General features: G+C 74.8%; 17 protein-coding genes and 1 tRNA gene. 14 read left to right on the forward strand and 4 right to left on the reverse strand.

All coding sequences use genetic code 11. The annotated features are described in order from the left end of the window. Positions 1 to 33 precede the first annotated feature (33 nt). The 11 genes from ACH4PY_RS14885 to ACH4PY_RS14935 all read left to right on the forward strand — a co-directional run bounded on the left by ACH4PY_RS14885 (position 34) and on the right by ACH4PY_RS14935 (position 9,957). Positions 34 to 1,152 carry a TIGR03364 family FAD-dependent oxidoreductase gene (locus ACH4PY_RS14885; protein WP_398181196.1) on the forward strand — a complete coding sequence of 373 codons (1,119 nt, stop codon included), beginning with the start codon at positions 34 to 36 and terminating at the stop codon, positions 1,150 to 1,152. Between the two features lie 5 nt (positions 1,153 to 1,157). Then, positions 1,158 to 1,940 carry a phosphonatase-like hydrolase gene (locus tag ACH4PY_RS14890; protein ID WP_398182108.1) on the forward strand — a complete coding sequence of 261 codons (783 nt, stop codon included), beginning with the start codon at positions 1,158 to 1,160 and terminating at the stop codon, positions 1,938 to 1,940. Between the two features lie 469 nt (positions 1,941 to 2,409). Further along, on the forward strand, positions 2,410 to 3,513 hold the full coding sequence (locus ACH4PY_RS14895; protein ID WP_398182110.1) for an ABC transporter ATP-binding protein: 1,104 nt from the start codon (positions 2,410 to 2,412) through the stop codon (positions 3,511 to 3,513). Then, positions 3,506 to 4,429, forward strand: coding sequence for a 2-aminoethylphosphonate ABC transporter permease subunit (locus ACH4PY_RS14900; RefSeq protein ID WP_398181199.1), 924 nt, complete (start codon positions 3,506 to 3,508; stop codon positions 4,427 to 4,429). Before ACH4PY_RS14895 ends, ACH4PY_RS14900 begins: the two co-directional genes overlap by 8 nt. Further along, positions 4,416 to 5,213: an ABC transporter permease gene (locus ACH4PY_RS14905; protein WP_398181202.1), complete on the forward strand. Its 798-nt coding sequence runs from the start codon at positions 4,416 to 4,418 to the stop codon at positions 5,211 to 5,213. The genes ACH4PY_RS14900 and ACH4PY_RS14905 overlap by 14 nt, the downstream gene beginning before the upstream one ends. Before the next feature lie 65 nt (positions 5,214 to 5,278). Next, entirely contained in the window at positions 5,279 to 6,382 is a 1,104-nt protein-coding gene (locus ACH4PY_RS14910) for a 2-aminoethylphosphonate ABC transporter substrate-binding protein (protein WP_398181205.1), read from the forward strand. A gap of 102 nt (positions 6,383 to 6,484) precedes the next feature. After that, positions 6,485 to 7,264, forward strand: coding sequence for an HAD-IIA family hydrolase (locus ACH4PY_RS14915; protein ID WP_398181208.1), 780 nt, complete (start codon positions 6,485 to 6,487; stop codon positions 7,262 to 7,264). A 133-nt stretch (positions 7,265 to 7,397) separates the two neighbouring features. Next, positions 7,398 to 8,066 carry a hypothetical protein gene (locus ACH4PY_RS14920; RefSeq protein ID WP_398181211.1) on the forward strand — a complete coding sequence of 223 codons (669 nt, stop codon included), beginning with the start codon at positions 7,398 to 7,400 and terminating at the stop codon, positions 8,064 to 8,066. A 5-nt stretch (positions 8,067 to 8,071) separates the two neighbouring features. Next, positions 8,072 to 8,746: a class F sortase gene (locus ACH4PY_RS14925; RefSeq protein WP_398181214.1), complete on the forward strand. Its 675-nt coding sequence runs from the start codon at positions 8,072 to 8,074 to the stop codon at positions 8,744 to 8,746. 31 nt (positions 8,747 to 8,777) lie between these two features. Beyond that, entirely contained in the window at positions 8,778 to 9,320 is a 543-nt protein-coding gene (locus tag ACH4PY_RS14930) for a DUF6886 family protein (protein ID WP_398181217.1), read from the forward strand. Between the two features lie 61 nt (positions 9,321 to 9,381). Further along, positions 9,382 to 9,957, forward strand: coding sequence for a GNAT family N-acetyltransferase (locus ACH4PY_RS14935; protein WP_398181220.1), 576 nt, complete (start codon positions 9,382 to 9,384; stop codon positions 9,955 to 9,957). 13 nt (positions 9,958 to 9,970) lie between these two features. On the opposite strand, the gene ACH4PY_RS14940 is transcribed toward ACH4PY_RS14935, so the two are convergent. After that, on the reverse strand, positions 9,971 to 10,816 hold the full coding sequence (locus tag ACH4PY_RS14940; protein WP_398181223.1) for a GAF and ANTAR domain-containing protein: 846 nt from the start codon (positions 10,814 to 10,816) through the stop codon (positions 9,971 to 9,973). A 572-nt stretch (positions 10,817 to 11,388) separates the two neighbouring features. Between ACH4PY_RS14940 and ACH4PY_RS14945 the strand changes: the two genes are divergently transcribed. Then, positions 11,389 to 14,331 (forward strand): FAD-binding and (Fe-S)-binding domain-containing protein, encoded by a 2,943-nt coding sequence (locus tag ACH4PY_RS14945; protein ID WP_398181226.1) that lies wholly within the window; start codon positions 11,389 to 11,391, stop codon positions 14,329 to 14,331. Between the two features lie 22 nt (positions 14,332 to 14,353). On the opposite strand, the gene ACH4PY_RS14950 is transcribed toward ACH4PY_RS14945, so the two are convergent. Further along, entirely contained in the window at positions 14,354 to 15,493 is a 1,140-nt protein-coding gene (locus ACH4PY_RS14950) for a PP2C family protein-serine/threonine phosphatase (protein WP_398181229.1), read from the reverse strand. A gap of 282 nt (positions 15,494 to 15,775) precedes the next feature. Here ACH4PY_RS14950 and ACH4PY_RS14955 point away from each other — a divergent pair, with 282 nt between their 5' ends. Next, complete coding sequence (locus tag ACH4PY_RS14955) at positions 15,776 to 17,185, forward strand: M1 family metallopeptidase (RefSeq protein WP_398181231.1); 1,410 nt, start codon at positions 15,776 to 15,778, stop codon at positions 17,183 to 17,185. A gap of 417 nt (positions 17,186 to 17,602) precedes the next feature. Then, on the forward strand, positions 17,603 to 18,397 hold the full coding sequence (locus ACH4PY_RS14960; RefSeq protein ID WP_398181234.1) for a pentapeptide repeat-containing protein: 795 nt from the start codon (positions 17,603 to 17,605) through the stop codon (positions 18,395 to 18,397). A gap of 46 nt (positions 18,398 to 18,443) precedes the next feature. Here ACH4PY_RS14960 and ACH4PY_RS14965 read toward each other — a convergent pair. After that, positions 18,444 to 18,520: transfer RNA gene (locus ACH4PY_RS14965), tRNA-Lys, on the reverse strand. A 70-nt stretch (positions 18,521 to 18,590) separates the two neighbouring features. Beyond that, on the reverse strand, positions 18,591 to 19,346 hold the full coding sequence (locus ACH4PY_RS14970) for an IclR family transcriptional regulator (protein ID WP_398181237.1): 756 nt from the start codon (positions 19,344 to 19,346) through the stop codon (positions 18,591 to 18,593). Positions 19,347 to 19,424: the final 78 nt, after the last annotated feature.

Raw genomic sequence — 19,424 nt, forward strand, 5'->3', positions numbered from 1 at the left:
TACGCGACACCCTGCCCGCCGAATCTCGACCGCGTGAGAGTCACTGTCGTAGGAGCCGGGGTGCTCGGCACCATGCACGCATGGCACGCCGTCGCGCGCGGCCATGAAGTCGTCCACCTGGAGCGCGAGCGCGAGGCCCGCGGCGCTTCCGTCCGCAACTTCGGCCTCGTGTGGATCGGCGGCCGGGCCGCCGGGCCCGAGCTGGCCACCGCGCTGCGCGCCCGTGAGCTGTGGGAGGAGATCGGCGCCGAGGTCCCCGGCGTCGGCTTCCGCGCCAACGGCTCGCTGACGCTCGTCCGCGACGAGGCCGAGCAGGCCGTCGCCGACGAGGTGCTGGCCCGGCCCGACGCCGCCGACCGCGGCTTCGCCTGGCTCACCGCGGAGCAGGTCCGCGAGCGCAACCCCGCGGTGCGCGGCGAGATCCGCGGCGCGCTGCTGTGCGCGAAGGACGCCGCCGTCGAATCCCGTGTCGCCCTCCCCGCGCTGCGCGCCCGCCTCGCCGACAGCGGCCGCTACACCTTCCTCGCCGGGCGCGAGGTCCGCGAGGTCGCGGACGGCGCCGTACGCGACGACCACGGCGACACCCACCGCGCCGACCACACCGTGCTCGCCACCGGCGCATGGCTCTCCGGCCTCGCCCGCGAACTCGCCCCCGGACTCCCCGTGCGCCGGGTCCGGCTCCAGATGGCGCAGACCGACCCGCTCGGCGAGGAGCTGACCACGTCGGTCGCCGACGCCGACAGCTTCCGCTACTACCCGGCGTACGAGGGCGGCGCCCTCGACGCGCTGCGCGACGGCTCCCCGCAACCGCCGGTCGCGGCCGAGCACCGCATGCAACTGCTGCTGGTCCAGCGCCTCGACGGCTCGCTGACCATCGGCGACACCCACGAATACGACGAGCCGTTCGGCTTCGACGTCACCGAGGACCCCTACGACCACCTGCTGGAGCGCGCCGCCGCCCTCCTCGGCCGCCCGCTGCCGCGCATCCGCCGCCGCTGGGCCGGGGTGTACGCGCAGTGCGTCGACACCACCCGGGTGGTGCACCGCGAGCAGGTGCGCGACGGGGTCTGGCTGGTGACCGGACCGGGCGGGCGCGGCATGACCTGCTCGCCGGCGATCGGCGAGGCGAGCGCGGACGAGATGGGCTGGTGAGCCAGATGACCTCCGAGATTCCTGAGAGCCCGGCGGCCCCGGGCGCCCCGCACCCGGCGGCGACCGCGCCCGGCACCGCCCCGTACGACGGCGAGGCCGCCGATCTGGCGCGGCCGCCCGTCACGCTCGTCGTCCTCGACATGGCCGGTACGACGGTCGCCGACGGCGGCCTCGTGGAGGAGGCCTTCTCCCGGGCCGTCCGGCGGCTCGGCGTCGAGCCCGGCAGCGAGGTGTACGAGCGGCAGCTCGACTACGTGCGGGCCACGATGGGCGAGTCGAAGATCACCGTCTTCCGCGCGCTCTTCGGCGCCGAGGACCGAGCCCGCGCGGCCAACTCCGCCTTCGAGGAGGCCTACGCCGAACTCGTCGACAGCGGGCTGTGCGCGCCGCTGCCCGGCGCCGAGGACGCTGTCCGCGAGCTGCGCGCCGACGGCCGCAAGGTCGTCCTGACCACCGGCTTCGCCCGCACCACGCAGGACGCGATCCTCGCCGCCCTCGGCTGGCAGGACCTCGCCGACCTCACCCTCTGCCCCGCCGACGCGGGCCGCGGCCGCCCGCACCCCGACATGGTGCTGACCGCGCTGCTGCGCACCGGCACCGGGGCCGTACGGCAGGTCGCGGCCGCGGGCGACACCGCCTCCGACATCCGCAGCGCCCTGCGCGCGGGCGCGGCGGTGGCCGCGGGCGTCACGACCGGCGCCCACACCGCCGACCAGCTGCACGCGGCAGGCGCGACCCACGTCCTCGCCTCCGTCGCCGACCTCCCCGCCCTGCTGCGGGAGCGCTGACATGCCCACGAACAGCACCCCACCCGCGCACCCGACGTCCACCCTCGCCTCCGGCGAGGCCTCGGCGGTGGACTCCGCGTCCGGGTCTTCGGCGTCCGCCCCGGCCGGGCCCGGCCTCACGGCGGGAGAGAGCACGCCGGCGTCCGCCCCGGCCGGGCCCGGCCTCACGGCGGGAGAGAGCACGCCGGCGTCCGCCCCGGCCGGGTCCGGCTTGGCGGCGGGGGAGACCACGCCGGTGTCCGCCCCGGCCGGGTCCGGCCTTCCGGCGGAGAAGGCCGCCCCGGCCGTGCCCGGCCCCGCGGCGGAGAACGCCCCCGCCCTGGCGGCCGGGGAGCCCGCGGCCGACGCTGCTGCGGCGACCGTGGCCGCAGTCACCGCCTCCGGCGAGGTGTCGGCGGAGAACGCCGCCGGCCCCGAGGGGGCGAAGCCCGCGCCCGGAGGGGCGACGGCCGGCGCCCGGAAGGCCGGCTTGCCTTCGGCCGGGGGCGGGTCCGGGATCCGGTTCGAGGGGGTCAGTGTCACGTACGGCGGGAACACCGTGCTGGACGGGCTGGAGCTGACGGTCGAGCCCGGGGAGGTGATGGCGCTGCTCGGGCCGTCCGGGTCGGGGAAGACCACCGCGCTGCGGGCGGTCGCCGGGTTCGTGAGGCCCAGCGCCGGGCGGGTGCTGATCGGGGGGCGGGACGTCACCGGGCTGCCGCCGCACCGGCGGGGGATCGGGATGGTCGTGCAGAGCTACGCGCTCTTCCCGCATCTGCGGGTCGACCAGAACGTCGCCTTCGGGCTGCGGGCCCGCCGCACCTCGCGGGCCGAGACGGCCGCGCGGGTCGGCGAGGCGCTGGAGATGACGGGGATGAGCGGCTATGCCCGCCGCTACCCGCGTGAGCTGTCGGGCGGCCAGCAGCAGCGGGTCGCGCTGGCCCGCGCGCTCGCGATCCGGCCCGGCGTGCTGCTGCTCGACGAGCCGCTGTCCGCGCTGGACGCCGCGCTGCGTTCCGGGATGCTCGCGGAACTCGCGCGGCTGCACCGCGAGTTGCCGGACGTCTCGATGCTCTACGTCACCCACGACCAGATCGAGGCGCTCACCCTCGCCGACCGTATCGCCGTCCTGGACCGTGCCCGACTGCAGGACTGCGACACCCCCGACGCCCTCTACCGCACCCCGCGCACCGCCTTCACCGCGACGTTCGTCGGCAACGCCAACCTGCTGCCCGTCACGGCGGCTGCGGACGGCACGTACCGGCTGGGTCCGGCGGCGCTGCGCGTGGACCCGGCCCCCGTCGCCGGTCCCGCGCCCGGCGCGCAGGCGACCGTGTGCGTACGGCCGCACGCGCTGCGGCTCGCGGAGGCGGGCGGCCCGAACGTGCTGCGCGGCACCGTCACCGCCGTCCAGTGGCGCGGCCACACCCACCGGCTGCTGGTCGAGGCGTACGGCACCGCGCTGCACGCCGACGTCGGCGATCTGCGCGAGCCGCCGCGGCCCGGCGCCGAGGTCACCTTGGCCTTCGACCCGCAGGACGCGGTGCTGCTGCCCGCGGGCATGACCGCGGAAGGCGGCGCCGACCATGGCTAGCACCCGGGTGCGGGAGACGGCGGCCCCGGCGGGGAAGGTGGGGAGAGCGGGCAGGGCACGGTGGGAGCGCGCCGCCGCGCTCAGGCCGTGGGCGTGGGCGCTGCCCCCGCTCGCCGCGCTCGCGCTCTTCTTCGGCTATCCGCTCTACCTCGTCGCCAAGCAGTCCTTCTCGCCCGACACCGGCGGCCACTCCCTCGGCGTCTACCGGCACCTGTTCGCGCAGGAGTCCTTCCGCAAGGCACTGTGGAACACGGTGTGGATCGCGTGCGCCTCCACCGCCGGGTGCCTGCTGCTGGGCTTCTTCCTGGCGCTGGTCATCGCCTTCGTGCCCTTTCCCGGCAGCCGGGCGCTGAGCCGCTTCATCGACGTCTTCCTCGCCTTCCCGTCCTTCCTGATCACCCTGGCGCTGCTGTTCGTCTACGGCACCGTCGGCATGGCGAACGGCCTGTGGACGGACGTCACCGGCGCGGCCACCGGGCCGGTGGACTTCCTGCGCACCCCGTGGGGCGTGCTGCTGGCCGAGATCACGTACTTCACACCGTTCGTGATGCGCCCGCTGCTCGCGGCCTTCACCCGGCTGGACACCGCGCAGATCGAGGCGGCGTCGTCGCTGGGCGCGCGGGCGCCGCGGATCGTGCGGCGGATCGTGCTGCCCGAGGCGGTGCCCGCGCTCGCGGCGGGCGGCAGCCTGGCGCTGGTGCTGTGCCTCAACGAGTTCGGCATCGTCCTCTTCACCGGCGCCAAGGGCGTGACGACTCTGCCGCTGATGGTCTACAGCAAGGCCATCCTCGACGGCGACTACCCGGGCGCGTGCGCGGTCGCGATGGTGTGCGTCGTGCTGTCGGTCACCCTGTACGCCCTCTACCGGGCGGCCCTCGCCCGTGCCACCGGAGGAGCCCGCCGTGCTGGTGCATAGCCGCGCCGGGCGCACCGCCGCCCGTGTCCTGTTCTTCGTCCTGTTCCTGCCGCTGTTCGCGCTGCCCTTCGCCGTCGTCCTCGCGGCGTCCTTCGCGGGCAACTGGAGCGGCGCCCTGCCCTCGCACCCCACACTGGACCACTACCGCGACCTGACCGGCGGCGACTCGCTGGACGCCCTCACCACGAGCCTGTGGACGGCGCTGGCCGCGAGCGTGCTCGCGCTGCTGACCGGCGGCTGGGCGGCGCTGGCCGCCGAGCGGCTGCGCGGGCGGGGGCGGCGGGTGCTGGACGGGCTGTTCATGCTGCCCGTCGCGGTGCCCTCGGTCGTGGTCGGACTCGCGCTGCTGGTCGCCTTCTCGCAGCCGCCGCTGCTGCTCAACGGCACCCGGCGGATCGTGATCCTGGCGCACGCGGTGCTCGTGACGGCCTTCGCCTACCAGTCGGTGACCGCCGCGCTGGCCCGACTGGACCCCGCCTACGAGCAGGCCGCCGCGGGACTGGGCGCCGGCCCGCTGCGGGTGCTGCTCCAGGTCAGGCTGCCGCTGCTGCTGCCCTCGCTGAGCTCGGCCGCCGCCTTGTGCTTCGCCCTGTCGATGGGCGAGCTGAGCGCGACGATGATGCTCTACCCGCCGGACTGGACGACGCTCCCGGTCCGGGTCTACGCGGCCACCAACCGCGGCTCCCTGTTCACGGGTGCCGCCCTGGCCGTCGCCCTGATGCTCACCACCCTCGTCGTGCTGCTCGCCCTGGGCAGGGTGCGCTCGCGCGCCGACCACCGCTGACCCCTCCCGTCACCCCTCCTCCCTCCCTCTTGTTCACCACGTTCCGGCAAGGAGTTCGACCTGCCATGCGCGCACACCCCCGTCCCCGTACCCTCACTCCGCTCGCCGCCGTCGCCGGCGCGCTCGCCCTCGGGCTGACGCTGGCCGCCTGCGGGGGCTCGTCCTCCGCCTCCGACAAGGGCGGCAAGGACGGTGCCAAGGCCTCCACCGAGGTCACCGTCTACAGCGCCGACGGCCTGCACAGCGACGCGGGCGACGGCTTCTACGACAAGGTCTTCAAGGACTTCACCGCCGCCACCGGCATCAAGGTCAACTACGTCGAGGGCGGCTCCGGCGAGATGGTGCAGCGCCTGGTGCGGGAGAAGTCCAACACCAAGGCCGACCTGATCGTGACCCTGCCGCCGTTCATCCAGCAGGCCGACACCAAGGGCCTGCTCGACACCTACACCCCCAAGGGCGCCGACCAGGTCGCCGCGGCCGACAAGGGCGCCGACAACCGCTGGGTGTCCATCGTCAACAACTACCTGTGCTTCATCTACAACACCAAGGAGCTGCCGCAGCCGCCGAAGACCTGGGACGACCTGCTGGACGCGAAGTTCAAGAACAAGCTCCAGTACTCCACGCCCGGCGTCGCGGGCGACGGCACCGCGGTCGTCATCAAGGCCGTGCACGACTTCGGCGGACAGCAGCCCGCGATGGACTACCTGAAGAAGCTCCAGGCCAACAACGTCGGCCCGTCCGCCTCCACCGGCCAGCTCGCGTCCAAGGTCGACAAGGGCGAGCTGCTCGTCGCCAACGGCGACGTCCAGATGAACTACGCCGACATGGCCTCCATGCCCAACCAGGGCATCTTCTTCCCCGCCGCCACCGCCACCGGCAAGCCCACCACCTTCGCGCTGCCGTACGCGGCCGGTGTGGTGAAGAACGCCCCGCACGCGGACGCGGCGAAGAAGCTCCTCGACTACTTCCTGACCCCCGAGGTCCAGCAGGAGGTCTCCTCCGTCGGCGGCGGCTTCTCCTCGCGCGGCGACGTCCACGCGACCGACAGGAACGCCACCGAGCTCCAGAAGATCATGTCCGGGGTGGACGTCTTCACCCCCGACTGGAACGACATCGACAGCAACCTCACCACCTACGTCGACGCCTGGCAGTCCGCGACCGGCAGCTGACACCCCGCCAGGTCGCCCAGCAGCCGAGACAGCCGGGGCGGGGCAATCCCGCCCCGGTTACGCTGGGGCACCACGCAGGCCATGACGACAGGAGACCGACCGGTGTCGACCCGCAAGCCCATCGACTCGTGGCTCACCGACATGGACGGCGTGCTCATCCACGAGGGCACCCCGATCCCCGGCGCCGACGCCTTCCTCAAGGGGCTCAAGGACTCCGGCAAGCCCTTCCTGGTGCTGACCAACAACTCCATCTACACCCCGCGCGACCTGCACGCCCGGCTCTCCCGGATGGGCCTGGACGTGCCCGTCGCCAACATCTGGACATCCGCGCTCGCCACCGCGAAGTTCCTGGACGACCAGCGCCCCGGCGGCACCGCGTACGTCATCGGCGAGGCGGGCCTGACGACCGCGCTGCACGACGTCGGCTACGTCCTGACCGACCAGGACCCCGACTACGTCGTCCTCGGCGAGACCCGCACCTACAGCTTCGAGGCGCTCACCAAGGCCATCCGGCTCATCCGCGGCGGCGCCCGCTTCATCGCCACCAACCCCGACGAGACCGGCCCCTCGCCCGAGGGCGTGCTGCCCGCGACCGGCTCGGTGGCCGCGCTCATCACCAAGGCCACCGGCCAGGACCCGTACTTCGTCGGCAAGCCCAACCCGCTGATGATGCGCGCCGGGCTCAACGCGATCGGCGCGCACTCCGAGGCCAGCGCGATGATCGGCGACCGTATGGACACCGACGTGCTCGCCGGGCTGGAGTCCGGCATGACGACGTTCCTGGTGCTCACCGGGCTCACGGCGGTGCCGGACATCGAGCGCTACCCGTTCAAGCCGTCGTACGTCGTGAACTCGATCGCCGATCTGGTCGCCGAGATCTGACCCTCCCCACCACGTCACGTTCCGTAGCGTTCGCGTCACCCTGATGGACCCCCGAGCGTGCGGAGCCGGGGGCCCGCGGGGATCTTCGAAGACACCGGGTGCGAGTCCCCGCCCCGGCCGAGCGGAGGTCCCCATGTTTGGTCTGAAAATGCCCGTCATCGCCGCCGCCGGTGCTCTCGGCGTGCTCGCCCTGGGCGGTGTGACCGGGCTGCCGAAGCAGGCACTCGCGGACGAGGGGGGAGGTGGGGCGTCCTCGTCCTCGTCGTCTTCGTCGTCCTCCTCGTCCTCCGCCGCGTCGTCGGCCTCCGGGATGGACGTCTCGCCCGCGACGGTCGCGCCCGGCGGGGTCGTCAACCTGCACCTCAAGGCCTCCTGCAAGGCCGGTGCGAAGGCGCAGGCCAGTGCCGAGGTCTTCGTGGACGCCGTCACGCTCGCGCCCGCCGGTGACGGCTGGGACGGTACGGCCTTCATCAAGTCCGACGCGACGGAGGGCTCCTACGCCGTCTCCGTCGAGTGCAACGGCTCCACCAGCTCCGCGTCCGCGACCGTGACGGTCACCACCGGCGGGGGCGGCGGCGGTGGACACAACCCGCTGACGCCCGTCAACCCCGTCCCCGCGGGCGGCGGCGGCACCGCGAAGGTCGTCACCCACGGCGGCCCGGCGCAGCTCGCCGCGGGTCCGGCCGCCGCCGGCACCAGCACCGGCCCGCTGCTCGTCACCGGAGCGGTGGCGGCGGCCGGGTTCGCCGGGCTGGTCCTGCACCGCCGCCGTACCGCCGCCCGCAGCGCCGACCGCGGCTGAGCGGCATGGCGGAGGGGGCGGACGAGAACGGCGCCGGCCCGGCCGGGAGCGGCAGGACCTGGGCGGCCGCGGTGGTCGGCCTGGTCCTGCTGGCGGCCTGGCTGCTCGGTCACGGCGGCCACCTCCCCGGCGGCACCGCGCCGCCCGCCGGCCGCAACCTGGCCGCCGCGGCCGCCGACCGCCCCCCGCAGGTCTACGCCCCGCACCTGCCGCTGCCCGACGCGCTGCCCACCCGCGTCGACATCCCGTCCGTCGGCATCCACGCGCGGCTCGTCGCCCGCAGCCTCAAGGACGGCGCCGTCGACCCGCCCCCGTACTCCACCCCCGACGTCGCGGGCTGGTACCGCGGCGGCCCGGCCCCCGGCGCGGCCGGCGCGGCCCTCGTCGTCGGGCACGTCGACACCGAGACCCAGCCCGCGGTCTTCTACGGCCTCAGCACGATCAAGCGCGGCGCGATCGTCTCCGTGACGCGTGACGACGGCACGGTCGCCGACTTCGCCGTCGAGGCCGTCGAGATCGAGGAGAAGGCCCACTTCGACGCCGACCGCGTCTACGGCTCCGCGGGCCGCCCGGAACTGCGCCTCATCACCTGCGGCGGCGCCTTCGACGAGACGGCCCAGGCCTACTCGGCGAACGTCGTCGTCTACGCGGCCCTGACCGGCTCCCACAAGGCCGCGTGAACCGGACGGGCAGCGGCGGTAGAACGGTGCCATGCGCCCCCGCCCCGGAGAGGTCCTGCACTTCTCGGAAGACCCCACGATCACCGTGTTCCGCCCGCACGTCGCGGCCACCGCGCAGCAGCCCGAGGCGTACGTCTGGGCCGTCGACGACACCAGATGCCCCGACTACTGGTTCCCCCGGCAGTGCCCGCGCGCGATGGCCTGGACGGTCCCCGGCACCACCCGCGCCGACCGGGACCTCGTCCTCGGGCCCGGCGGGGGCGAGCGCGTGCACGCCGTCGAGTACGGCTGGCTGCCGCGCCTGCTGACCGCCGAGCTGTTCGCCTACCGGCTCCCCGCCGCCCCCTTCCGCCCCTTCGGCGGCCCCGCCCCGCACGCCCACGTCGCCACCACCACCGTCGTACCTCTCGGCCCCGCCGAACCCGTCGGGGACCTTTTGCGCCTCCACGAGGACGCGGGCATCCAGCTCCGCGTCCTCCCCACCCTCCACGACTTCTGGTCGACGGTGACGGCCACGACCCTCGGCTTCAGCGCGATCCGCCTGCGCAACGCCGTCGGCGGGCCGGGTGTGTAATACTCACTAGGGCTTTGCGACTATTACGTCGAGCGGATCGTCGAGCGGATCGGGGAACGGCGTGGGCGGCGTGGCGGTGGACTTCCGGCGGCACCGGACGCGACGGCTGGAACTGCGCGCACTGGGCGGCGAACACCTCGCCGGGGTGTACGCGGTGTACGGCGATCCCGGGACGTGGGCGCACCTGCCCGAGGGGCGCCACGCCGACGCCGGGACGACCGCCGAGATGATCGGCAGGGCCGAGGCGAGCTGGCGCGACCACGGACTCGGCTACTGGGCGCTCGCGCTCGCCGAGGAGATCCCCGGCTGCCCGGTGCGGGCGGGCGAGATCATCGGCACCGGCGGGGTGTCCCACGCCGCCGGCGACGTCTGGAACCTCGGCTACCGGCTCACCCCGGCCGCGTGGGGACACGGCCTCGCGGGCGAGGTCGCCGCCGAGGCCCTGGTGTGCGCGGCGGCCGTGGCACCCGCCCGCCCCGTCGTGGCCCGGCTGCTGGTCGAGAACACCGCCTCGCGCCGCGTCGCCGAACGAGCCGGCCTCACCCTCCTCCGCGAGGACCTGGAACCCTCCGGCCCCGCCGCCGGCCGCCGCCGCCTCACCTTCACCGACCGCCCGGTGCCCACGGACCGGATCTGAGCCCGGCGCGCCGCTACGAGGGGCCGGGCACGGTCGCGGTGCCGGCGAGGAGGGCGAGGGCCAGGTCCGCCACCCTCAGGCGCTGCGCGCGGGCGTGGGTGCGCAACAGGTCGAAGGCGGCGTCCACCGAGATGTGGAAGCGCTCGGCGAGCAGCCCCTTGGCCTGCTCGACCGGCACCCGGGTGTCCAGCGCGGTCTGCAACTGGGCGGCCAGACGGGCCTGGTGGCGGCGGGTCCGCCGCTGGAGGACACCGAGCGCGGCGGCCCCGGCGAGGGCACGGGCGACCTCCGCGCTGTCCGCGTCCAGCGGTCCGGGCGCCGCCCGGAAGAGGACGAGCGCCCCCACCGTCTCCTTGCCGTGCCGCAGCGGCAGCGCGAGGACCGCGCGGTAACCCGCGCGCAGCACCCGCCGTGCGTACTCCGGCGGGAGGCCGCCCGGCCCCCGGTCCAGGTCGGCGGCGGCCGACTCCGCGCCCTCGTGGAAGCTGTCGGGCCCGGGCCCCTGCCCGGCGAGCAGCCGCGCGGGCTCGCACGAAGCGCCCACGACCCGCAGCTCCCCGTCCTCCCCGGCGAGCAGCACACCCGCCGCCGCGACCCGCACCAACCGCGGCAACCGCGCGGCGAGCTCCCGCAGAGCCACGTCCTCCTCGTCCCCGTCGTCGAGCCCGTCCCCCAGCCCGACCAACACCCCCGCCCACACCCGCACGGCAGCGCCCCCGGCGCCGTCCGCCACGACGGCGCCCCCGGCGGCGCCCGGCGCGGTGTGCGCGGCCTCGGGGCTCGGCGGGTGGGGTTCCGTCTCTCCTCGCGAGCCGCCCGCTGCGTCCGGCAGGGCGCCCGTGCCCTCCGTGCCCGGCACGTGGATCGCCGCTCTCTCCGGCCGCCCGTGCGGGCGGCTCGTGCCGGTCCCGGCCGCGTCCGGTGCGGAGCGCGCGGTCGCCGGGCCGGTCCGGGCCTTCGCGTCTTCCCGCGAGCCGCCCGCTGCGGCAGCGGTCCCGCCTGCGTCCGGCAGGGCGCGTGCGGCTTCCGTACCGGTCGGGCGGGGCTCCGCGTCCCCCCGCGAGCCGCCCGGCGCGGGCAGGGCGCCCGTGTCCTCCGCGCCCGGTGGGCGGATCGGCTCCGGTGGGTGGGAGGGCGGCGCCGGAGGCGCCGTCGTGTCGGGGCGCTCCGTGGGCGAGTCCCACCCGTCCGGCAGATGTATGTGCACGCCGTTCCCCTTCCCCCGTCGGACCGGCTCCGGGCTCGAGTATTGCCGCTGACCGGCGCTTCCGCCTCCGTCGCAGGACGGAGACCGGGGGGCCGGGGCGGCGGGGGGAGGGGGTGAAGCTCGCGCGGGGGGCGATCTGCGCGCATATCCTCGCCGGAAGGTGTGAAAGGAATGTTTCTCCGCCTGGTCCGGCCCCTGAGGGGCCGCCCGCCGAGGAGGTCCCGATGCCCGTGCTGGAACCGAAGGGCGGTGCCGCGCTGCGGCCGTACCCGGTGGGGGAGGCCGCGCCGGACCGGGTGGCGGAGACGCTCGCGGGCGGCACGCCCGCCGAACTGCGGACCGGGCTCGTCCGGCTGCTGGGCGAGGACCGGGTCCTGACGGGCGTCAGCGACCTCGTGGCGTACGCGTCCGACGCGAGCCCCTACCGTTTCGTGCCGCAGGCGGTGGTGGTGCCCCGGAGCGTGCAGGACGTCGTACGGCTGCTGGGCTTCGCCCGGTCCGAGCGCCGCCACCTGGTCTTCCGGGCGGCGGGCACGAGCCTGAACGGCCAGGCGCAGGGCGAGGACATCCTGGTGGACGTCCGCCGCCACTTCACCGGTGTGGACGCCGAGGCCGACGGCACTCTCGCCCGCATCCTGCCCGGCACGGTGCTGGCCCGTGCGAACGCGGCGCTGGCCCGGTACGGGCGGGTGCTGGGGCCGGACCCGGCGAGCGCGAGCGCGGCGACCGTGGGCGGGGTCCTCGCCAACAACGCCTCCGGGATGACCGCGGGCACCACCCGCGACTCCTACCGGACGGTCGCCTCGCTGACGGTCGTGCTGCCGAGCGGCACGGTCGTCGACACCGCCGACCCGGAGGCGGACGCGGCGCTCGCCGCCGCCGAGCCGGACATCTACCAGGGCCTGCTGGACCTGCGTGACGAGATCGAGGCGGACGCGGCGCTGACCGCCCGCATCCGGGAGAAGTTCGCGGTCAAGAACACCAACGGCTACCGGCTGGACGCCTTCCTGGACGCCGACAGCCCCGTGCAGATCCTGCGCGGGCTGATGATCGGCTCGGAGGGCACCCTCGGTTTCGTCGCCGAGGCGGTCTACCGGACGCTGCCGCTGCGTCCCGCCGCCACCGCGGGCCTGCTGTTCTTCCCGTCGCTGCCCGCAGCGGCCGCCGCCGTGCCGCACTTCGCGCAGGCGGGCGCGGAGGCGGTGGAGCTGATGGACGGCAACGTGCTGCGCGCGGTGACCGCGGTGCAGGGCGTGCCGAAGGAATGGGCGCGGCTGCCGCTGGACTGCGCGGCGCTGCTCGTGGAGTTCCGGGCCGCGGACGACACGCAGCTCGCCGCGTACGAGCGGGCCGCCGGGCATGTGTGCGCCGACCTCGGCCTGGTCGCGCCCGTACCGGCCGGGGAGGGCTACGGCGGCTTCACGCGCGACCGGGAGCGGATCGCCGCGCTGTGGCGGGCCCGGACGGCTTTCGTCACGGCGGTCGGCGGGGCGCGCCCGTCCGGCACCACCCTGATCACCGAGGACTTCGCCGTACCGCCCGGCCGCCTGGCCGAGGCCTGCGAGGAACTCCTCGCCCTCCAGCGGCGGCACGGCTTCCAGGCGGCCGTCGCGGGTCACGCCGCGCACGGCAACCTGCACTTCCTGCTGACCTTCGACGCCGCCCGGCCGGAGGACGTCGAACGCTACGGCGCCTTCATGGCCGACTTCTGCCGCACCGTCACCGAGCGTTTCGACGGCTCCCTGAAGGCCGAGCACGGCACCGGCCGCAACATCGCGCCCTTCCTGGAGCAGGAGTGGGGCCCGGCGGCGACCGCGCTGATGTGGCGGATCAAGGCGCTGCTCGACCCGGGGGGCGTGCTCGCCCCGCACGTGATCCTGGACCGCGACCCGCGCGCCCACCTGCGCGGTCTGAAGACCATCCCGGCGATCGAGCCGGTCGCCGACCCGTGCATCGAGTGCGGCTTCTGCGAACCCGTCTGCCCGAGCCGCGACCTGACGACCACCCCGCGCCAGCGCATCGTGCTGCGCCGCGAGATGCTGCGCCAGGGCGCCGACTCCGCCGTCCTCGGCGCGCTGCTGGACGCGTACGGCTACGCCGCCGTCGACACCTGCGCGGGGGATTCGAGCTGCAAGCTCGCCTGCCCGGTCGGCATCGACACCGGCGCGATGATGAAGGACTTCCGGCACGCCCGGCACGGCCGCGCCCAGGAGCGGGCCGCCGCGTCCGCCGCGCGGCACTGGCGCACGGGCGAGCGCACCGCCCGCGGCGCGGTCGCCACCGCCGACGCGGTACGCAACCGGGTCGGTGACCGCCCGCTGGCCGCGGCCACCTCGCTGGCCCGGCGGGCGGCGGGCCGCGAGCTGATACCGGAGTGGCTGCCGGAGATCCCGGGCGCCGCGCCCGCCGCCCTGCCCCGTACCGCGAAGGACGGCGCCACCGCCGTCTACTACCCGGCGTGCGTCAACCGGGTCTTCGGCCCCGCCGACGAGGGGGCGGGCTGGCTGCCGCGCGCCCTGGTCACCGTCTCGGCGCGGGCGGGCCTGCCGGTGTGGATCCCGCCCGACGTCACGGGCACCTGCTGCGCGACGATCTGGCACTCCAAGGGCTACGCGGCGGGCAACGCGCTGATGGCCAACCGTGTCGTCGAGCACGCCTGGGCGTGGACCGGCGGCGGGCGGCTCCCGCTCGTCGTGGACGCGACGTCCTGCACGCTGGGCCTGGCCGCCGAGGTCGTCCCGTACCTCACCGAGGCCAACCGTGAGCTGCACCGCGAACTGACCGTCCTGGACTCCACGGTGTGGGCCGCCGAGCACGTCCTGCCCCGCCTGACCGTGACCGCCTCGCTGGACTCCGCGGTGCTCCACCCCACGTGCTCCGCCCAGCACCTCGGCGCCCCCGTCCCCGCCCTCGCCGCCGTCGCCGCGGCCCTCGCCCGCGAGGTCGTCACCCCGGTCGACGCGGGCTGCTGCGGCTTCGCGGGCGACCGCGGCATGCTCCACGAGGAACTGACCGCGTCCGCGACCCGTCCCGAGGCCGACGAGGTCACCGCCCGCTCCTACGGCGCCTACCTGTGCGCGAACCGCATGTGCGAGGTCGGCATGGCCCGCGCCACGGGCGAGCCGTACGAGTCGGTGATCCTCGCCCTGGAACGCGCGACCCGCTGAGCGGCGGACGCCGCGGACCGGCTCAGCCCGGCAGCGGCGGGTCCGGCGGGTGGACGGGGAGGGCGCGCGGCTGCGGGGCCAGCAGGAGCAGCACGACGTCGTCGGACAGGGAGCCGCCCGCGTGCCGCAGCAGGTCGGCGAAGACCCGCTCGACCGCGGCGTCGAGATCGTGCTCGGCGGCGGCGACGATCGGCCCGACCCGCTCGGCCAGCGGGTAGAACGTGCCGTCGAGCGGGCTGCGCGCCTCGATCACCCCGTCCGTGCACAGCACCAGGACGTCCCCCGTGGTGAGCGGCACGCGCCAGGCGACCGGCCCGTCGTCACCGGGCACGAGGTCGGCGAGGCCGAGCGGGGCCCACGGCTCGGGCGGGTCGAGTGTCTCGACCGCGCCGTCGCGCGCGACCCGCAGCGGCGCCACGTGCCCGTAGTGCAGCAGCTCGACGGAGCCGGGGGTGTCGAACTGGGCGAAGAGCGCGGTGATGAAGTCCCCGGTGCTGACGTGCCGCCCGACGCTGGTGTCCACCCGGCGGGCGACCGTGTCGAGCCCGCCCTCGTCGAACGCGGCCTCGCGGAAGGCGCCGAGCACGACCGCCGAGGTCTGCACCGCGGCCAGGCCCTTGCCGCGCACGTCCCCGATGAGCGCCCGCACCCCGTGCGGGGTCTCCAGCACCGCGTAGAGGTCGCCGCCGATCTGCGCCGCGTCGGCGGCGGACACGTACCGCACGGCGAGCCGCACCGGGCCGACCCGCGGGGCCGGCGGGCGCATCAGGGCGTGCTGCGCGGCCTCGGCGACGGACGCGATCGCGGTGAAGGCCTTCGCGCCCGTCTCCCGCCGCCACGCGATGTAGACGCTGAAGAGGCTGACGAGCGCGTACGCGAAGGCCTGGCCGAAGAAGACGTCGTGGTCGGGGATGTCGGTGATGCCGTCGTACGGGGCGAGCGCGGCCTGCACGAACAGGCCGAGCACGCCGACGAAGGCCGTCTTGCGCCAGCTGACGGTGATCGCGGCGAGCGGCGGGGCGACCACGATGCCGGGGGTGAGGAAGTGGTCCCGGCCGGCGATCAGGTCCGCGACGACGACCAGCCCGATGGTGGCCAGCGGCAGCGAAAGACCCAGGCGGGCCAGATACTCGCCCTCCACCCGCAGGAGGGCCTTCCTCAACCAGACAATCTTCACATGGTGAACCTATCCGCCCGTACCCGTGACGCCCGCGTTGCGCCCGGGTGATCGACACCGCTCCCTCCCGGAACGGCCCGGACGGCGGCGGGGTTCCCGGCCCGCGTGGGTGACGGCATGCCATCCGGGTCCGACGGGCCGTCATGTGTTGCGCCGGGTGAAGTTTCTGCGACAGATGGGGGCGATGGGGTGGCTGGGAGCGGGGTCGGCTCCCTACGGTCGACGTGTCCCTGTCAGCCCATCACGTCCCGCACGGGAGGACACTCGGTGCGAAAGAGTCTGCTCGCGACCGCCACCGCCGCCGTACTCGGCTACCTGCTGGTGATCCCCGCGTCCGCCGCGTCCGCCGGACCCGGCGCCCCCGGCATCGGCGACCCGTACTACCCCACGTACGGAAACGGCGGCTACGACGTCTCCCACTACGACCTCGACCTGCGCTACCAGCCCGCGACCGACACCCTGTCCGGCACCGCCACCATCCGCGCCACCGCCACGCAGGGCCTCACCTCCTTCGACCTCGACTTCGCCCTCACCGTCGGCAAGGTCACCGTCGACGGCCGCCCCGCGCACTTCGCGACCAGCGGCGAGCAGGAACTCGTCGTCACCCCCGACCGCACCCTGCCGCGCGGCCGCCCCTTCACCGTCACCGTCACGTACACCGGCGTGCCCTCCGGCGTGCAGCGCTACGGCTTCACGTCCTGGCAGCGCACCGCCGACGGCGGGGTCGCCGCCAACGAACCCGAATCGGCCTGGTGGTGGTTCCCCAGCAACGACCACCCGCTGGACAAGGCCACCTACGACGTGACCGTGCGCGTCCCCGAGGGCGAGCAGGCCATCAGCAACGGCCTGCTCGTCTCCCAGCACACCGCGGGCGGCTGGACCGGCTACCACTGGCGGCAGGACGCCCCCCAGGCCACCTACCTCGCCACGCTCGCCGTCGGCCACTTCGACATCACCCACAGCCGCACCCGCACCGGCGTCCCCGTCATCAACGCGTACAGCACCGCGCTGCCCGCCACCACCGCGGCGAACGCCCGCAAGGGCGTCGAGCAGACCGCCGACATCATCGACTTCCTCAGCACCTGGTTCGGGCCCTACCCCTTCGACGCGGCCGGCGGCTACGTCCCCGACGTCCCCTCGCACTTCTCCCTCGAAGCGCAGACCCGCGTCTTCTACAGCCCCTCCGTCTTCGCCACCGCCGACGGCAACGGCACGGTCGCGCACGAGCTGTCCCACCAGTGGTGGGGCGACGACGTCTCGCTGGAGCGGTGGTCCGACATCTGGCTCAACGAGGGCTTCGCCACGTACGGCAGCTGGCTGTGGGCCGAGCACCAGGGCGGCCCCACGACCCAGCAGGCCGCCCGCCAGACGTACGACTCCTACCCGGCCGACGACCCCTTCTGGACGGTGAAGCCGGGCGACCCGGGGCCGGACAAGCAGTTCGACGACGCGGTGTACGACCGCGGCGCCGTCGCGATCCAGGCCCTCCGCACGACGATCGGCGACCCCGCGTTCCGCGCGCTCCTGCGCGCGTGGCCCGCGCAGCACCGCTACGGCAACGGGACGATCGCCGAATTCCGCGCCCTCGCGGAGCGGCTCTCCGGCCGCGACCTCGGCACCTTCTTCACGACGTGGCTCTACACGCCGCTGAAGCCCAGCGCCCTGCCGGGCGCGTAACCGGGGGAGCGCCCCGGGCTGCCCCTTGCGGTGGCACGCGCGATCTTCCGTGCGTTGTGGCTGGCCGCGCAGTTCTCCCCCAGAGCTTCGCCTGGGGGTACCCCCACGCGCCCCTGGTGTGTCGCCCCGCGCCGCAAGCGCGAGCCCCTGCGGGGGCGGCCCCTCGCGCACGAGGGCGAGCGTTTTTAGGGGCGCGAGGAACTGCGCGCTCAGCCCCCACCGGCCGGAAGGGGGTGTGCCACCGCAAGTGGCAATCACCCAGGGGCGCGTGGGGGTACCCCCAGGCGAAGCTCTGGGGGAGAACTGCGCGAGCAACCATCCACCGGCCGTAAGGTCCCACGGGGAGGGACGGGGCAGGCCGGGGGGGCTGGGGTGCGGCACCATAGGGGCCGGGGTCGACGGAAGGAGCCCAAGACGGTGAGCGCGCTGCAAGCGGATTGCGCGAAGTGCTTCGGGCTGTGCTGCGTCGCCCTCGCCTTCACGCGCTCCGCGGACTTCCCGCGGGACAAGGCACCCGGCGAGGCGTGCGAACACCTCGACGGCTCGCACAGGTGCGGCATCCACGACCGGCTGCGCGACCGCGGCTACGCGGGCTGCACCGCGTACGACTGCTTCGGTGCGGGCCAGAAGATCTCCCGGCACACCTTCGGCGGGCGCGGCTGGCGCGACGCGGCAGACGGGGGCCGGGCGATGTTCGCGGTGCTGCCGGTCGTGCGGCAGCTGCACGAGCTGCTGCGCTACCTCGCGGATGTGCGGGCGCTGCCCGCGGCCGAGAGGCTGCACCCGGCGGCCGCGGCGGCGGCGGAGCGGGTCGAGGCGCTGAGCCTGGGCGGCGCGGACGAGCTGCTCGCGCTGGACGTCGCCGCCGAGCGGGCCCGGGTCGTGCCGGTGCTGCGGGAGGCCTCCGCGCTGGCCCGCGCGCGTTTTCCGCGGGCCCGCGCGCTGGGCGGCGCCGACCTCGCGGGGGCGAGGCTGCGCCGCGCCGATCTGCGTGGCGCGGAATTGCGCGGGGCCCTGCTGGTGGGCGCGGATCTGCGGGGTGCGGACCTGCGGTCCGCGGATCTGATCGGCGCGGACGTGCGGGGCGCGGATCTGCGGGCGGCGGATCTGCGCGGCGCGCTGTTCGTGACCGCCACCCAGCTCGGCGGGGCGGCCGGTGACGCGGCGACCCGCCTTCCGGACGGCCTGGGCCGTCCCGCCCACTGGGCCTGAGCCGGGTACGAGAAAGAGGCCCGTACGCAGTGCGTACGGGCCTCGGTGGTGCGCCGCCAGGGACTCGAACCCCGGACCCGCTGATTAAGAGTCAGCTGCTCTAACCAACTGAGCTAGCGGCGCAACGAGGACAACTATACGTCCTCCGGAGGGGTGCCGATGACCACTCTTCCGGGGGACCCGCGGGCGCGGCTCAGATGCTCATGGAGAGCAGGACGGGCGCGGCCCGCTCGTTGAGGGTGTCGACGGCGGGGCGCAGCCGGTGGGCCTTGGCGAGCGGCATCGACAGGGCCAGGCACGCCACCGTCTTGCCTATGGTGACCGGGATCGCCGCGCACACCGTGCCGACCGCGTACTCCTGGAGGTCGAGTGTCGGGACGCTCGCGGGCTGCCGCTCCAGTTTGGTGAGCAGGGCGCGGTCGTCGATCTCGGTGCGGGAGGTGAGGCGGGCGGGGCGGTGCCGGGAGAGGTGCTCCAGCCGCCCGTTGTGGTCGAGCTGGGCGAGCAGGCACTTGCCGACGGCGCTGGCGTGGGCGGCCGAGCGGAAGTCGACCCACTCGTTGACCTTGGGGGCGTCGGGACCGGCCGCGAAGTCGATGATGTTGACCTCGCCGTCGTCGTAACGGCTGAAATAGACCGCCGCTCCGACCTCGTCGCGCAGCTCGACGAGAATGGCCTGGAGTTTTTCGGCGAGGGCGTCGTCGTGGTTGGCCGCGCCGAGCAGCACCAGGGACTCGCCGACGACGTAGCCGCCGCCGGGCAGGAATCCGAGATAACGCTCGCGTCGCAGCATGGCGAGGAGCTGGCCGAGGTACGCGACGGGTACCCCGATCTCCTTGGCGAGCTGGTCGGCGGTGACGCCGTGCCGGTGCGAGTCGACGGCTTCCAGTACGCGCAAGGCGTGCTGGACCGCGTAGACCGGCGCGGTCTGTCGGTGCTCAAGCGCCACGGTAGCCCCCTGCAGGTGTGACCGTTTGCGTCCCGGTCGTCGCTGCTGGTCACGGCTCGTGCCCGGATGTGGGTGGAG

Source organism: Streptomyces sp. NPDC021224 (assembly GCF_044332905.1).
Lineage (GTDB): Bacteria > Actinomycetota > Actinomycetes > Streptomycetales > Streptomycetaceae > Actinacidiphila.

Coding starts and splice junctions, on each gene's coding strand:
- ACH4PY_RS14945 (WP_398181226.1), top strand. CDS start 11,389: ATGCCCGTGCTGGAACCGAAGGGCGGTGCCGCGCTGCGGCCGTACCCG.
- ACH4PY_RS14910 (WP_398181205.1), top strand. CDS start 5,279: ATGCGCGCACACCCCCGTCCCCGTACCCTCACTCCGCTCGCCGCCGTC.
- ACH4PY_RS14925 (WP_398181214.1), top strand. CDS start 8,072: ATGGCGGAGGGGGCGGACGAGAACGGCGCCGGCCCGGCCGGGAGCGGC.
- ACH4PY_RS14900 (WP_398181199.1), top strand. CDS start 3,506: ATGGCTAGCACCCGGGTGCGGGAGACGGCGGCCCCGGCGGGGAAGGTG.
- ACH4PY_RS14890 (WP_398182108.1), top strand. CDS start 1,158: ATGACCTCCGAGATTCCTGAGAGCCCGGCGGCCCCGGGCGCCCCGCAC.
- ACH4PY_RS14920 (WP_398181211.1), top strand. CDS start 7,398: ATGTTTGGTCTGAAAATGCCCGTCATCGCCGCCGCCGGTGCTCTCGGC.
- ACH4PY_RS14930 (WP_398181217.1), top strand. CDS start 8,778: ATGCGCCCCCGCCCCGGAGAGGTCCTGCACTTCTCGGAAGACCCCACG.